This window comes from Cupriavidus sp. AU9028 (assembly GCF_019795295.1).
GTDB lineage: Bacteria > Pseudomonadota > Gammaproteobacteria > Burkholderiales > Burkholderiaceae > Cupriavidus.
Genome location: NZ_JAIMCG010000008.1, coordinates 191,587 through 204,388, shown reverse-complemented (window position 1 = coordinate 204,388; position 12,802 = coordinate 191,587). Strand labels below are relative to the sequence as shown.

Here is a 12,802-nt window from a genome sequence, read left to right as displayed (position 1 = left end):
CGCTACTGCGCCGCCTGCTCGCGCAACCATTGCAGGAACGCCGCCACCGGTGCGCGCCTCGCGTGACGTGCGGGGTAGACGGCGAAATGCGCCTGCACCCGCAGGCATCGTTCCATACCGAAGAGCGGCTTGAGCTTGCCTTCCGCCAGGTGCATGCCGGCGATGGTGGCGCTTTCCAGCGCGATGCCGAGCCCCTGCGTCGCCGCGTCCAGCGCCATCTGCGCACGGTCGAAACGCAGCCCGAAGCGGTCCGGCGCCGGCCGGTCGCTGTAAGCCGCAAACCAGGCAGAGCGGTCGCAGCGGGATACCGGGATACCGCCCGCGCAATGAAAAACACCCCGAAGCGGGCAAGTCCACGCTTCGGGGTGCTATCAGGGGGCTGACGGCGTTCGGGCTACCGAAGGCCGGCCGGGCGGCCGACGATCAGAACATCTGCCACCACGAACGTTCCTTGCGCCGCTCGCCGTACCGGATGAAGTCGCTGTCCGGGTAGTTCAGCTTCATCACGCGCTCGGCGTCGTCGCGCAGGTCCTTCATGCCCAGCGCGTCGTACGACCGGATCATGATGTACAGCGCTTCCTCGTTCGCCGGCGCGCCGTCATACTCCTTCAGCGCCTGCTGCGCGCGGTTCACCGCGGCCAGATAGGCGCCGCGGCGGTAGTAATAGCGCGCCGCGTGCACTTCATGCTGCGCCAGCGAGTTGACGATGTACTGCATCCGCGCCGCCGAGTCCGGCGCGTACTTGCTCTCCGGGAACCGCGTGACCAGCGTATGGAAGGCATCGTAGGCCGCGCGCGCCGCCTTGGGGTCGCGCTCGCTCAGATCCTGCCCCGAGAAGCGGCCGAGCCAGCCCAGGTTGTCGTTGAAGTTGATCAGGCCCTTCAGGTAGTAGGCGTAGTCGACATTCGGGTGATTCGGATGCAACTGGATGAAACGATCGACGGCAGCGAGTGCGGCTGCGGTCTCGCCATCCTTGTAGTTGGCATAGGCCGTGTCGATCTGCGCCTGCTGGGCGAAACGGCCGAACGGATAGCGGCTCTCCAGCTTTTCGTACAGCGTGACCGCGCGCGGATAGTCGCCGGCGCTGAGTGCGTCCTTCGCTTCCGAATATAATTTGTTTGCCGACCACGCGGCGGTTTCGTCAGGCTGTTCCGAGAGCAGGCCGCATGCCGACAGCGTGAGGCAGCCGCCCGCGAGCAGAATCGCTCCAAATCTTGCGCGCCAACTCGCGCGCTTCATGCTCATCGAATGCATGGGCAACCCATTCCGGATGAAAAATAGCGTCAAGCATTATAGCCCAAGCCCTTCGGCCGAATCCGCCAGCCAGACGGTAACCGAAGACCTGTCCCCGACCGCGGGCAAATCGATCAGGTCCGCCGGCGCAAAAGGCCGCCGCAACGCCGCCAAAAGGGAGCCGGGCAACGCGCCGCAACCGGCGGAAGGCGCGGCACCGATCGCCGAGACAGACCTGGAAGACTTCGATGAGCCGGGCGACGAACCGGCGCCGGCGTCGGCCCCTGCCGCCGACGCGCAGGGGGAGATGGCCCCGGTCCGCATCGAGGTGGACAGCGCCGCGCACGGCGAACGGCTGGACAAGCTGCTGGCGCGCAAGCTTGCCGGCTTCTCGCGCAGCCGCATCCAGCAGTGGATCGAGGAAGGGGCGGTGCGCGTCGATGGCGAGCCGCGCCGGCCACGCGATGCGGTGCTGATGGGCCAGTTCATTGACGTGCGGCCGCAGGCTGCGCCCGAGACCCAGGCCTTCGCGCCCGAACCGGTGCCGCTGGACGTGCTCTACGAAGACGACGCCTTGCTGGTCATCGACAAGCCGGCGGGCCTCGTGGTCCATCCCGCGGCGGGAAACTGGAGCGGCACCGTGCTGAACGGGCTGCTGCACCGCGACCCGGATGCTGCCCGGCTGCCGCGCGCGGGAATCGTGCACCGGCTCGACAAGGAGACCTCGGGCCTGATGGTGGTGGCGCGCACGCTGACCGCCCAGACCGACCTGGTGCGCCAACTGCAGGCGCGCACCGTCAAGCGGACCTATCTGGCGCTGGTGTGGGGCGAGACGCCGGAGGAGGGCACCATCGACGCGCCGATCGGCCGCGACCCCCGCGAGCGCACCCGCATGGCCGTGGTCAACACCGCCAGCGGCAAGCCTTCGCGCACGCATTTCCGCACCATCGGCGTGGCATCGCTGGGCCGTGGCCAGGTATCGATGGTGGTGTGCCAGCTCGAAACCGGGCGCACCCACCAGATCCGGGTCCACTTCGAATCGATCGGGCACCCGCTGCTGGGCGACCCCGTCTATCACCGCGCCACGCGCCGGGGTCAGCGCCAGCCGATCAAGGCGCCGCTGCCGGTGCCATTCGAGCGCCAGGCCTTGCATGCCTGGCGGCTGGGCCTCGTGCATCCCGTCACCGGGAGGCCGGTGTCGTGGCGCACGCCCGCGCCCGAGGATCTGCAGGCGCTGATCGACGCGCTCGACTTCGTCGATCCGGCGCAGAGCGAGGAGGAATTCGGCTGGTCGCACTGGAACGAAGCCGAGCCCTGGCAGGGCGACGACGATGACGACGATGAGGACGACCAGGACGACGACCGGGAGGACCGGGACGACGAGGATGACGACGAGGATGACGATGCCGACGAACGCGTACGCTGAGCAGGGTGCGGCTGCGGACGGGCAAGCCTGGCTCCGGCCGGACTGGCCCGCGCCCCCTCGAGTACGGTCGTTGTCCACCACGCGGCAGGGCGGCGTCAGTGCAGGCCCCTACGGGCTGGCCGGAGGGCGCGGGGGCGGACTCAATCTGGGCACGCACGTGGGCGACGATCCGGCGGCGGTGGCGGCGAACCGGGAATTGCTGGCGCGCCTGCTGCCCGCCCAGCCTCGATGGCTGGAGCAGGTCCATGGATGCGAGGTTGTCGTCGCGGCGGCAGGCGATGGCGAGGGGCCGCCGGTCGCCGATGCCGCGGTGAGCGCCGAACCCGGCCGCGTCTGCGCCGTGATGACCGCCGATTGCCTGCCCGTACTGCTATGCGATGCCGCGGGAACGGTCGTCGGGGCGGCTCACGCCGGCTGGCGCGGCCTTTGTGCCGGGGTGATCGAACGTACCGTGCAGCGCATGGCGGAGATTGCCGCCCTGGCCGGCAATGCGCGGCCGCGCTGGATGGCGTGGCTGGGCCCGGCCATCGGTCCGGCCAGGTTCGAAGTCGGCGCCGAGGTACGCGATGCCTTTCTGCGTGCCGCCACGGCGGCGGAGGCGGGCGACGTCGAGGCAGCGTTCCGTCCGGCCAGCCAGGCCGAGGGCGGCGCTGCCGCTGGCAAGTACCTGGCCGACATCTACGCGCTGGCCCGCATCCGCCTGCGCCGTGCCGGCTGCGACGACGTCCATGGCGGCGATGCCTGCACGGTGTCCGACGCCGAGCGTTTCTACTCCTATCGGCGCGACGGCGTCACCGGCCGGATGGCGACGTTGATCTGGCTCGATCCGGCGGGCTGACTGCCGAGGGCGGCCCGCTGGGCGCGCCGCCCTCGGCCTGCCGCTCCTGTCCGTCCGCCAGCCCGTCGCCGCTTGCCTTTTGCGCTTCACGCGCCGCCCACGCCTCCCGGGCCTTGCGGCGACGGCGCCGTCCCGGGGTGCCCATGATGTACAGCACGATCGATACGGGGACGACGCCGTACAGCACGAAGGTCGCCACACCGGCCACGGCGGTGTGTTCGGTGATCGCCATCATCAGGGCGACATAGAGCCAGCCAACCGCCACGACATACATCTGTTTTTCATCCTCTTGGCCGAGACTGTGCAGGCTGGCTCGCATGCCAGGCCCTCCAGAGGGCGGAGGGCCGCTTCCCGCATTGACAGTCCTGACAATGCAAGGCAACAATGCCTGCAAACAATGCAACGTTGCGCCCGGCGCGGCTACAGGGCGGTGACACGGTCACCGCTAGCGGCCCACGGTTTGGGCGACATGCCGAGGGTGCGACGGCACCGCCCGGGGCGAATGCCTCGCGGCACGCCGCAAACAGCATAACGCATCGCCCTGTCCCAGCAGGGTAGCGCGAAGCGCGCGCCAATGGGCAGCGCAACCATCCAGACGGCAGAGAGACGACATCATGGCGACCGGCAAAGGCGCGGCATCTTCCGCACAGGAAGAACAGACCACACCATTTTCATCTGCGCCGGGGCCATTCGATCCAGCAACGTGGCTGGAGTGGTCCAGGCGCATGCAGGTCGGCTTTCCGGCCGGCATGCAGTGGGGCATCCCTCCCGGCATGCAGCCGGGCGGCGCCGCAGCGGCGAACGCGGCGGCACAGGCGGCGCAACAAATGTTCGGCGGCGGCATGCCCGGGTTCGAGGCGCTCAAGGGCGCAGGACTGCCCGGTATTCACCTGCCGCCGGAGCGCCTTGCGCAAATCCAGCAGCAGTTCCTGCAGGACTTCGCCACGCTGTGGCAAGCCGTCGCTTCCGGCCAGGACGAGAACATTCCGCTGGCCGATCGCCGCTTCTCCGGGGAAGCCTGGCGCAGCAATGCGGCCTATCGGTACGCCGCGGCTTTCTACCTGCTGACGGCGCGTGCCATGTCCGCGCTGGCCGAGGCGGTGCAGGCGGATGCCAAGACCCGCCAGCGTATCCGTTTCGCGGTGTCGCAATGGGTCGATGCCATGTCGCCGGCCAACTTCCTCGCCACCAACCCCGAGGCGCAGCGGCTGCTGATCGAGTCGAAGGGCGAATCGCTGCGCAGCGGCTTGCGCAACCTGCTGGAAGACCTGACGCGCGGCAAGATTTCGCAGACCGACGAGTCGGCGTTCGAGGTCGGCCGCAACGTCGCGGTGACCGAAGGCGCGGTGGTGTTCGAGAACGAGTACTTCCAGCTGCTGCAGTACAAGCCGCTGACCGACAAGGTCCATGCGCGCCCGCTGCTGATGGTGCCGCCCTGCATCAACAAGTACTACATCCTGGATCTGCAGCCGGAAAGCTCACTGGTGCGGCACGTCGTCGAGCAGGGCCACATGGTCTTCCTGGTGTCGTGGCGCAATCCGGACGCCAGCATGGCCGGGCGTACCTGGGACGACTACATCGAACACGGCGCGATCCAGGCGATCGACGTGGTCAAGGAAATCTCCGCGCAGGACCAGATCAACGTGCTCGGCTTCTGCGTCGGCGGCACCATCCTCGCGACCGCACTGGCGGTGCTGGCGGGGCGCGGCGAGCGGCCCGCTGCCAGCCTGACCCTGCTGACCACGCTGCTTGACTTCGGCGACAACGGGGTGCTCGACGTGTTCGTCGACGAGGCCCATGTGCAGCTGCGCGAGGCGACGCTGGGCGGGGCGGCCGGTGCCCCGCCCGCGTTGCTGCGCGGGCTCGAACTGGCCAATACCTTCTCGTCGCTGCGGCCGAACGACCTGGTGTGGAACTACGTGGTCGACAACTACCTGAAGGGCAACAGCCCGGTGCCGTTCGACCTGCTGTTCTGGAACGGCGATGCGACCAACCTGCCGGGGCCGTGGTATTGCTGGTACCTGCGTCACACCTACCTGCAGAACGAGCTGAAGGAACCGGGCAAGCTGACCGTATGCGGCGTGCCGGTCGACCTGGGCAGCATCGACGTGCCTACCTATCTGTACGGATCACGGGAGGACCATATCGTGCCGTGGACCTCGGCGTATGCGTCCACGGCGCTGCTGTCCAATGAACTGCGCTTCGTGCTCGGTTCGTCGGGCCACATCGCGGGCGTGATCAACCCACCGGCGAAGAAGAAGCGCAGCCACTTCCTCAATGAACAGCTGCCCCCCGATCCACAGCAGTGGCTGGCCGGCGCCGAGGAAGTGCCCGGCAGCTGGTGGCCGGACTGGTTCGACTGGCTGGGCCGGCAAGCGGGAGCGCGACGCAAGGCGCCCACCTCCTACGGCAGCCGCGCCTATCCGGTGATCGAACCCGCGCCGGGACGCTACGTGCGCGCCAAGGCCTGAACCGTCCGCCACCCAGTCGACTGGCACCGCCAGCAACCATTGAGACCAACACAGGGCCGGTCCACGCGCCGGCCTCGCACTACAGAAGGAACTCGACCATGACCGAAGTCGTTATCGTTTCCGCCGCCCGCACCGGGGTCGGCAAGTTCGGAGGCTCGCTGGCACGGATCCCCGCGCCGCATCTGGGCGCCATCGCCATTCAAGCCGCGCTGCAGCGCGCCGGCGTGCGGCCGGAGCAGGTCAGCGAGGTCATCATGGGCCAGGTGCTCACCGCCGGCTCGGGGCAGAACCCCGCGCGGCAGGCCTCGATCAAGGCAGGCCTGCCGGAGGGCGTGCCGGCCATGACCATCAACAAGGTTTGCGGCTCGGGCCTGAAGGCGGTGATGCTGGCCGCCAACGCCATCGTGGCGGGAGACGCGGAAATCGTCGTCGCGGGCGGACAGGAGAACATGAGCGCCGCGCCGCACGTGCTGCCCGGCTCGCGCGATGGCTTCCGCATGGGCGACGCCAAGCTGGTCGACACGATGATCGTCGATGGGCTGTGGGACGTCTACAACCAGTACCACATGGGCATCACCGCCGAGAACGTTGCCCGCGAGTACGGCATCGGCCGCGAGGAGCAGGACGCGTTTGCGGTGGCGTCGCAGAACAAGGCCGAGGCGGCGCAGAAGGCCGGCCGCTTTGACGAGGAAATCGTGCCGGTCATGATCCCGCAGCGCAAGGGGGATCCGGTTGCCTTCGCCACCGACGAGTTCGTGCGCCACGGCGCCACGGTCGAAAGCATGGCGAGCCTCAAGCCGGCCTTCGACAAGGAAGGCACGGTGACCGCTGCGAACGCTTCGGGTATCAACGACGGCGCGGCTGCCGTGGTGGTGATGTCGGCGGACAAGGCGCGCGAACTCGGCCTGACACCGCTGGCCACCATCCGTGCCAGCGCCAGCGCTGGCGTCGATCCGAAGATGATGGGCATGGGGCCGGTACCGGCGTCGCGGCGTTGCCTCGAGCGCGCGGGCTGGACCGTGGACGACCTGGACCTGGCCGAGATCAACGAGGCCTTTGCCGCGCAAGCGCTGGCGGTGCATCAGCAGATGGGCTGGGACCTGAACAAGGTCAACGTCAACGGAGGCGCGATCGCGATCGGCCATCCTATCGGCGCATCCGGCTGCCGCATCCTGGTCACGCTGCTGCATGAAATGAAGCGGCGCGATGCCAGGCGCGGCCTGGCTTCGCTGTGCATCGGCGGCGGCATGGGCGTCGCCCTGGCCGTCGAGCGCCAGTAAGGGCCAGCAACAGTTAGCGCAGCGCGCGACGGCGCCCGGAGGGGCTGCGGCGCGCGGCGATTTCCAATAACAAGAACCTGGACAGGAGTGGCTATGACTCAGCGCATTGCATACGTAACGGGCGGCATGGGCGGCATTGGCACCGCCATCTGCCAGCGATTGGCCAAGGATGGTTACCGCGTGGTCGCGGGCTGCGGTCCCAACTCCCCTCGGCGCGAGCGCTGGCTGGAGCAGCAGCGCGCGCTCGGGTTCGACTTCACCGCGTCGGAGGGCAACGTTGCCGACTGGGATTCCACAAAGGCAGCGTTCGACAAGGTCAAGAGCGAAGTCGGTGAGATCGACATCCTGATCAACAACGCCGGCATTACCCGCGATGTGGTTTTTCGCAAGATGACGCGGGCGGACTGGGATGCGGTGATCAGCACGAACCTGACCTCGCTGTTCAACGTCACCAAGCAGGTGATCGACGGCATGGTCGACCGCGGCTTCGGTCGCATCGTCAATATCTCCTCGGTGAACGGGCAGAAGGGGCAGTTCGGCCAGACCAACTACTCGACCGCCAAGGCCGGCCTGCATGGCTTCACCATGGCGCTCGCCCAGGAGGTGGCGACCAAGGGGGTCACCGTCAACACGGTGTCGCCCGGCTATATCGCCACCGATATGGTCAAGGCCATTCGCCAGGACGTGCTGGACAAGATCGTCGCGACGATTCCCGTCAAGCGCCTGGGCGAACCGGAAGAGATCGCCTCCATCTGCGCCTGGCTCGCTTCCGAGGAGTCGGGCTTCGCCACCGGGGCGGACTTCTCGCTCAACGGCGGACTCCATATGGGCTGAGACACGTCCAGGCCGGCATTCTTGCTGCGGCGCTCGCTTGCGTTGCAGCAAGGGCCGGCAGGCCATGGAAAGGCATGCCCGACTTGTCGGCCATGCCTTTTTTTCGTTCGGGGGAACAGGAGCCGATCGTCCGCACCGGAAGCGCCGGGGCCGGAGGGAATGGGGAAGGCCGGCGGTCTCCGGCCCTGGCGCCAGCCGCGGGGCGCGGGAGGGGGAGTGGCTATGTGCGCACTCGCGTTCGGGGTTTTCCTTACCGGCCCTCGGCTTTTCATAGTGCCTTGTTAAGCATAGAATCAGACCAGCGGCGCGGCCGGTGCCGGCGCCGGAATCGAATGCCGATCCGGCTCGATTCGGCCAACACTGGCAGACAGGCGAAGGCGGCTATCGCATCGCAGGAGATGCAGCGCAGCAAGTCCCGCTCCATGCCGCAAACCAGCGGCTCGCGGCCTGGACGGACATCACGAAAGGATAGAGCACCGATGGCCACCACCAAGAAAGGCGCAGAGCGACTGATCAAGAAGTACCCCAACCGTCGTCTCTACGATACGCAGACCAGCACCTACATCACGCTGGCCGACGTCAAGCAGCTCGTCATGGACAACGAGGACTTCAAGGTGGTCGATGCCAAGTCCGGTGACGAACTGACCCGCAGCATCCTGCTGCAGATCATCCTGGAGGAAGAGACCGGCGGCGTGCCGATGTTCTCCAGCGCCATGCTGTCGCAGATCATCCGCTTCTATGGCCACGCCATGCAGGGCATGATGGGCACCTACCTGGAGAAGAACATCCAGGCCTTCATCGACATCCAGAACAAGCTCGCCGAGAACTCCAAGGGGCTCTACAGCGGCGAGCCGTTCAGCCCGGACATGTGGTCGCAGTTCATGAACATGCAGGCGCCGATGATGCAGGGCATGATGAGCAACTACATCGAGCAGAGCAAGAACCTGTTCGTGCAGATGCAGGAGCAGATGCAGAATCAGGCCAAGAGCATGTTCGGGAATTTCCCGTTCAACCAGACGGATAATGTGAAGAAGCCCTGAGTTCGATCGCCCCGAGCCCTCCGCCAAGGCAGCCCGTCCGGGATGCGCAAAGGGTCTGCCTAACTGTATGCCGCCTTCGCGTGCAGCCTTATGCCCAATGCCCTGATTACCTTCCATATGGTTGCGAATTCAGGGTTCCCTTCTTCTGACAGGGATCGGTAGAGGCTCTCTCGGGACAGCCCAGTCTCGAGCGCAACGGATGACATGCCCCGTGCTCGCGCAATGACCCCGAGAGCATGGGCTATGAAACGGTAGTCGTCACCTGCCTCCTCCAGGCATGCGTCAAAGTACGCAGCGATATCTTCGTCTGTCTTCAGATACTTGGCCGAGTCCCAAGGGCGAGTCGGTTCGCTCATTTCTTACTCCAGTTCAATTGCCGACGCCAATGCCTTTGCCCTGGCAATATCGCTGCTCTGCGTCGATTTATCGCCGCCGCACAGGAGGACGATGATCACCGGGCCACGCCTGCGGAAGTAGATCCGGTACCCTGGACCGCAATCCACACGCAGCTCCCAGATCCCGTGACCCAGCGGCTTGCAATCTCCGAGATTTCCGAACTCGAGCCGGTCGAGGCGGGCACTGGATCCGTGCTCGCGCATGGCGATCTCGAAGGTCTTCGAGCCAAGCGTCGAAGGTGGTCGTCGTTCTCAAGGTCAGCATGGAGACTGTAATCCATAGGCTACGGTCATCGCAATGGTTCTCCTTAGCGAAGGCGTGCAGACCGCAATGGCGAGACCGTCAAAGGTGGTTCGCGTCTTTATCTCCGCTTCCAGCCCTTTACACCACATCCTATGTTGAACACGTGCGCGCATTGACTGGCCCTGGTCCTGACGCCTCAGCAGCCGGTGCTTTCAGGTAAAATCGCGCCCATTCCGGTGCGACGACCCCCTTCAGGGGCGTCCCACCGCTTCCAGAAGTGGCGACGCCCGATCGGGATTCGCCTACAGCGTCGAATCCCCATGTCTTCCAATTCCCAGAATTCCGGCGTGGCCATGCCCGCCGCCGCGACCGTGGCTGCTCCCAAAGTGGGCTTTGTCTCACTGGGCTGCCCCAAGGCCCTGGTCGATTCCGAACAGATCATCACGCAGCTGCGCGCCGAGGGGTATGCCATCAGCGGCACCTACGACGGCGCGGACCTGGTGGTGGTCAATACCTGCGGCTTCATCGACGAGGCGGTGCAGGAGAGCCTCGATGCGATCGGCGAGGCGTTGACCGAGAACGGCAAGGTGATCGTCACTGGCTGTCTCGGCGCCAAGAAGGATGCCGGCGGTAACGATATCGTCACCTCGGTTCATCCCAAGGTGCTGGCCGTCACGGGTCCGCATGCGCTGGGCGAGGTGATGCAAGCCGTCCATACCCACCTGCCCAAGCCGCACGATCCCTTCGTGGACCTGGTGCCGGCCGCCGGCATCAAGCTGACGCCCAAGCACTACGCCTATCTGAAGATTTCGGAAGGCTGCAATCACCGCTGCTCGTTCTGCATCATCCCGTCGATGCGCGGCGACCTGGTGTCGCGTCCGGTGGCAGAGGTAATGCTGGAGGCGGAGAACCTGTTCAAGTCGGGCGTCAAGGAGCTGCTGGTCATTTCGCAGGACACCAGCGCCTATGGCGTCGACGTGCGCTACCGGACTGGCTTCTGGAACGGCCGCCCGCTGAAGACGCGAATGACCGAGCTGGTTGCTGCCCTGGGCGAGCTGGCTCGCCAGTACGGCGCGTGGGTGCGGCTGCATTACGTCTATCCGTATCCGCACGTGGACGAGATCATCCCGCTGATGAACGACGGCCATGTGCTGCCGTATCTGGACGTGCCGCTGCAGCACGCGCATCCGGATGTGCTGAAGCGGATGAAGCGCCCCGCCAACGCGGAAAAGACCATGGAGCGCATTCGCGCGTGGCGCGCGATCTGTCCGGACCTGACCATCCGCAGTACGTTCATCGCTGGCTTCCCGGGCGAGACCGAGCAAGAGTTCCAGACGCTGCTGGACTTCATCGCCGAGGCGGAACTGGACCGGGTCGGCTGCTTCGCCTACTCGCCGGTGGAAGGCGCGACCGCGAACGATCTGCCCGGCGCGCTGCCGGACGAGGTGCGCGAGGAACGCCGCGCGCGCTTCATGGAGGTCGCGGAAGAGGTGTCGGCCCGTCGATTGCAGCGCAAGGTCGGCCAGACGCTGCGCGTGCTGGTCGACGGGGTCAATCAGGACGGCGGCATCGGCCGTTCCGCCGCGGACGCGCCCGAGATCGATGGCCTGGTCTATATCGATCCGCCGGCGAAGTCGTGGCAGCGTTGCAAGCCGGGCGAATTCGTTTCGGTGCGCATCAATGGCGCCGACGGCCACGACCTGTGGGGCGAGGTGGTGCAGTAAGCCATTCCGCGAGGCCGGCTTGGTCGCCTTGCCGCGTTGCCGCGGGATCCTTAGGTAAAAGTACGACCGTTCGCTTCTGCCGGACCGGTCCTATACTGTGCGATGCAACAGAACCAAAGGAGACCAGAATGACTCGTGAAGTGGTGGTGGTAAGCGGGGTCCGGACGCCGATCGGCACCTTCGGCGGCAGCCTCAAGGATTTTTCGCCGACGCAGCTGGGCGCGATGGTGGTGCGCGAGGCGCTGTCCCGCGCCAACGTCAGCGGCGACGACGTCGGCCATGTGGTGTTCGGCAACGTGATCCAGACCGAGGCGCGCGACATGTACCTCGGCCGGGTGGCGGCACTGGACGGCGGCGTCTCCATCGACACTCCGGCAATGACGGTGAACCGTCTGTGCGGCTCGGGCCTGCAGGCCATCGTCAGCGCCGCGCAGGCCATCCTGCTGGGCGATGCCGACGTCGCCATCGGCGGCGGCGCGGAGAGCATGAGCCGGGCACCGTACCTGGCGCCCGCGGCGCGATGGGGCGCCCGCATGGGCGACGCCAAGCTGATCGACATGATGCTCGGCGCGCTGCACGACCCCTTCCATGGCATCCATATGGGCGTCACCGCCGAGAACGTGGCGAAGGAGCATGGCATCAGCCGTGGCCAGCAGGACGAGGCGGCGCTGGAATCGCATCGCCGCGCATCGGCGGCGATCCGCGAAGGGCGCTTCCGCGAGCAGATCCTGCCGGTGACGCTGAAGAGTCGCAAGGGCGAGGTGGTGTTCGATACCGACGAGCATGTGCGGCACGACGCGACCGCGGACGACATGGCCAGGCTCAAGCCGGTCTTCGTCAAGGAAGACGGCACCGTGACCGCCGGCAACGCCTCGGGTCTGAACGATGGCGCGGCGGCGGTGGTGCTGATGGAGCGCAGCGTTGCCGAGCGGCGCGGGCTGAAGCCGCTGGCACGGCTGGTGTCGTACGGGCATGCCGGCGTCGATCCCAGGACCATGGGCATCGGCCCGGTCCCGGCCACGCGCAATGCGCTGGACCGCGCCGGGCTGTCGGTGTCGGACCTGGACGTGATCGAGGCCAACGAAGCCTTCGCCGCCCAGGCCTGCGCGGTCAACAAGCTGCTCGGCCTGGACCCGGCGAAGGTCAATCCGAATGGCTCGGGCATTTCGCTCGGCCACCCCATTGGCGCGACCGGCGCGGTGATCACCGTCAAGGCCCTCTACGAGCTGCAGCGCGTGCAGGGCCGCCATGCGCTGGTGACCATGTGTATCGGCGGCGGGCAGGGCATTGCCGCCATCTTCGAGAGGATCTGAGCCT

At 66.7% G+C, this 12,802-nt stretch carries 11 protein-coding genes and 2 pseudogenes; 8 read left to right on the top strand and 5 right to left on the bottom strand.

Features of this window, described 5'->3' with window-relative positions:
* Positions 1-2 precede the first annotated feature (2 nt).
* Together K6V06_RS11420 and K6V06_RS11415 are read right to left on the bottom strand one after the other, a co-directional pair.
* Positions 3-284, bottom strand: a pseudogene (locus K6V06_RS11420) (LysR substrate-binding domain-containing protein); the annotation flags it as partial.
* Between the two features lie 139 nt (positions 285-423).
* Complete coding sequence (locus K6V06_RS11415) at positions 424-1,254, bottom strand: outer membrane protein assembly factor BamD (protein WP_222243445.1); 831 nt, start codon at positions 1,252-1,254, stop codon at positions 424-426.
* A 16-nt stretch (positions 1,255-1,270) separates the two neighbouring features.
* Between K6V06_RS11415 and K6V06_RS11410 the strand changes: the two genes are divergently transcribed.
* Together K6V06_RS11410 and pgeF are read left to right on the top strand one after the other, a co-directional pair.
* Positions 1,271-2,659, top strand: a complete 1,389-nt coding sequence (locus K6V06_RS11410; RefSeq protein WP_370637448.1) for an RluA family pseudouridine synthase — start codon at positions 1,271-1,273, stop codon at positions 2,657-2,659.
* The gene (pgeF, locus tag K6V06_RS11405) at positions 2,631-3,497 is read left to right on the top strand and encodes a peptidoglycan editing factor PgeF (RefSeq protein WP_370637447.1); all 867 of its coding nucleotides are present in this window, start codon (positions 2,631-2,633) and stop codon (positions 3,495-3,497) included. The genes K6V06_RS11410 and pgeF overlap by 29 nt, the downstream gene beginning before the upstream one ends.
* On the opposite strand, the gene K6V06_RS11400 is transcribed toward pgeF, so the two are convergent.
* Entirely contained in the window at positions 3,451-3,771 is a 321-nt protein-coding gene (locus tag K6V06_RS11400) for a hypothetical protein (protein WP_255581777.1), read from the bottom strand. The two genes, pgeF and K6V06_RS11400, sit on opposite strands and share 47 nt — an antisense overlap.
* 340 nt (positions 3,772-4,111) lie before the next feature.
* Here K6V06_RS11400 and phaC point away from each other — a divergent pair, with 340 nt between their 5' ends.
* From phaC to phaR, 4 genes are all read left to right on the top strand, one after another.
* Positions 4,112-5,968, top strand: a complete 1,857-nt coding sequence (gene phaC / locus K6V06_RS11395) for a class I poly(R)-hydroxyalkanoic acid synthase (RefSeq protein ID WP_222243439.1) — start codon at positions 4,112-4,114, stop codon at positions 5,966-5,968.
* 98 nt (positions 5,969-6,066) lie between these two features.
* Positions 6,067-7,248, top strand: a complete 1,182-nt coding sequence (locus K6V06_RS11390) for an acetyl-CoA C-acetyltransferase (protein WP_222243429.1) — start codon at positions 6,067-6,069, stop codon at positions 7,246-7,248.
* A gap of 93 nt (positions 7,249-7,341) precedes the next feature.
* Positions 7,342-8,082, top strand: coding sequence for a 3-ketoacyl-ACP reductase (locus tag K6V06_RS11385; protein ID WP_222243427.1), 741 nt, complete (start codon positions 7,342-7,344; stop codon positions 8,080-8,082).
* A 479-nt stretch (positions 8,083-8,561) separates the two neighbouring features.
* Complete coding sequence (gene phaR / locus K6V06_RS11380; RefSeq protein ID WP_222243425.1) at positions 8,562-9,122, top strand: polyhydroxyalkanoate synthesis repressor PhaR; 561 nt, start codon at positions 8,562-8,564, stop codon at positions 9,120-9,122.
* 59 nt (positions 9,123-9,181) lie between these two features.
* Here phaR and K6V06_RS11375 read toward each other — a convergent pair whose 3' ends face one another.
* Both K6V06_RS11375 and K6V06_RS11370 read right to left on the bottom strand, forming a co-directional pair.
* Positions 9,182-9,478 (bottom strand): addiction module antidote protein, encoded by a 297-nt coding sequence (locus K6V06_RS11375; RefSeq protein ID WP_222243423.1) that lies wholly within the window; start codon positions 9,476-9,478, stop codon positions 9,182-9,184.
* 3 nt (positions 9,479-9,481) lie between these two features.
* Positions 9,482-9,782 (bottom strand): annotated as a pseudogene (locus K6V06_RS11370) (type II toxin-antitoxin system RelE/ParE family toxin).
* Between the two features lie 332 nt (positions 9,783-10,114).
* On the opposite strand from K6V06_RS11370, the gene rimO reads away from it, so the two are divergent.
* A complete protein-coding gene (rimO, locus tag K6V06_RS11365) occupies positions 10,115-11,485 on the top strand; it encodes a 30S ribosomal protein S12 methylthiotransferase RimO (RefSeq protein ID WP_222243546.1) in 1,371 nt (456 codons plus the stop codon).
* 128 nt (positions 11,486-11,613) lie between these two features.
* Positions 11,614-12,798: a beta-ketothiolase BktB gene (bktB, locus tag K6V06_RS11360; protein WP_222243421.1), complete on the top strand. Its 1,185-nt coding sequence runs from the start codon at positions 11,614-11,616 to the stop codon at positions 12,796-12,798.
* Positions 12,799-12,802 lie beyond the last annotated feature (4 nt).

Bases quoted from the DNA above. Each gene is read 5' to 3' on its own strand.
- K6V06_RS11415 (WP_222243445.1), bottom strand. From the start codon at position 1,254: ATGCATTCGATGAGCATGAAGCGCGCGAGTTGGCGCGCAAGATTTGGA.
- phaR (WP_222243425.1), top strand. From the start codon at position 8,562: ATGGCCACCACCAAGAAAGGCGCAGAGCGACTGATCAAGAAGTACCCC.
- K6V06_RS11390 (WP_222243429.1), top strand. From the start codon at position 6,067: ATGACCGAAGTCGTTATCGTTTCCGCCGCCCGCACCGGGGTCGGCAAG.
- bktB (WP_222243421.1), top strand. From the start codon at position 11,614: ATGACTCGTGAAGTGGTGGTGGTAAGCGGGGTCCGGACGCCGATCGGC.
- rimO (WP_222243546.1), top strand. From the start codon at position 10,115: ATGCCCGCCGCCGCGACCGTGGCTGCTCCCAAAGTGGGCTTTGTCTCA.
- pgeF (WP_370637447.1), top strand. From the start codon at position 2,631: ATGACGATGCCGACGAACGCGTACGCTGAGCAGGGTGCGGCTGCGGAC.
- K6V06_RS11375 (WP_222243423.1), bottom strand. From the start codon at position 9,478: ATGAGCGAACCGACTCGCCCTTGGGACTCGGCCAAGTATCTGAAGACA.
- phaC (WP_222243439.1), top strand. From the start codon at position 4,112: ATGGCGACCGGCAAAGGCGCGGCATCTTCCGCACAGGAAGAACAGACC.
- K6V06_RS11400 (WP_255581777.1), bottom strand. From the start codon at position 3,771: ATGTATGTCGTGGCGGTTGGCTGGCTCTATGTCGCCCTGATGATGGCG.
- K6V06_RS11385 (WP_222243427.1), top strand. From the start codon at position 7,342: ATGACTCAGCGCATTGCATACGTAACGGGCGGCATGGGCGGCATTGGC.
- K6V06_RS11410 (WP_370637448.1), top strand. From the start codon at position 1,271: ATGAAAAATAGCGTCAAGCATTATAGCCCAAGCCCTTCGGCCGAATCC.